This window comes from Lentzea sp. NPDC036955 (genome assembly GCF_055608005.1).
In genome coordinates this window covers 1-1301 of record NZ_JBVJRC010000027.1, presented here as the reverse complement: position 1 = coordinate 1301, position 1301 = coordinate 1, and the positions used below count along the sequence as shown (strand labels likewise).

The following is a 1301-nucleotide window of genomic DNA, read 5'->3' as shown; positions in this document are numbered from 1 at the left end:
GAAAACCTGGGGGATGACCTGTGGTTAGGGGTGAAAGGCCAATCAAACTCCGTGATAGCTGGTTCTCCCCGAAATGCATTTAGGTGCAGCGTCGTGTGTTTCTTGCCGGAGGTAGAGCACTGGATAGGCGATGGGCCCTACCGGGTTACTGACCTTAGCCAAACTCCGAATGCCGGTAAGTGAGAGCGCGGCAGTGAGACTGTGGGGGATAAGCTCCATGGTCGAGAGGGAAACAGCCCAGAGCATCGACTAAGGCCCCTAAGCGTACGCTAAGTGGGAAAGGATGTGGAGTCGCACAGACAACCAGGAGGTTGGCTTAGAAGCAGCCACCCTTGAAAGAGTGCGTAATAGCTCACTGGTCTAGTGATTCCGCGCCGACAATGTAGCGGGGCTCAAGCGTACCGCCGAAGTCGTGTCATTGCAGCAGATAGCCCCAACGGGTGCTGTGATGGGTAGGGGAGCGTCGTCTGCCGGGTGAAGCAGCCGCGGAAGCGAGTTGTGGACGGTTGACGAGTGAGAATGCAGGCATGAGTAGCGATTCACACGTGAGAAACGTGTGCGCCGATTGACTAAGGGTTCCTGGGTCAAGCTGATCTGCCCAGGGTAAGTCGGGACCTAAGGCGAGGCCGACAGGCGTAGTCGATGGATAACCGGTTGATATTCCGGTACCCGCTGTGAAGCGTCAAACATCGAATCCAGTGATGCTAAGCCCGTGAAGCCGCCGGCTGAGTCTTCGGACGAGGTCGGAGTGGTGGAGCCGGTGACCCGAGCTGGTAGTAGGTGAGTGATGGGGTGACGCAGGAAGGTAGTCCATCCCGGGCGGTGGTTGTCCCGGGGTAAGGGTGTAGGACGGTGTGTAGGCAAATCCGCACACCATTGAGTCTGAGACCTGATGCCGAGCCGATTGTGGTGAAGTGGATGATCCTATGCTGTCGAGAAAAGCCTCTAGCGAGTTTCATGGCGGCCCGTACCCTAAACCGACTCAGGTGGTCAGGTAGAGAATACCGAGGCGTTCGGGTGAACTATGGTTAAGGAACTCGGCAAAATGCCCCCGTAACTTCGGGAGAAGGGGGGCCACATCCGGTGATCCGATTTACTCGGTGAGCTGGGGGTGGCCGCAGAGACCAGCGAGAAGCGACTGTTTACTAAAAACACAGGTCCGTGCGAAGCCGTAAGGCGATGTATACGGACTGACGCCTGCCCGGTGCTGGAACGTTAAGGGGACCGGTTAGCTTGGATTCGTCCAGGCGAAGCTGAGAACTTAAGCGCCAGTAAACGGCGGTGGTAACTATAACCATCCT

The 1301-nt window shown here is 57.0% G+C and carries 1 rRNA gene; it reads left to right on the top strand.

The features are described 5' to 3' along the window. Positions 1-1301 (top strand): 23S ribosomal RNA (locus tag ACZ7CF_RS42190); the annotation flags it as partial.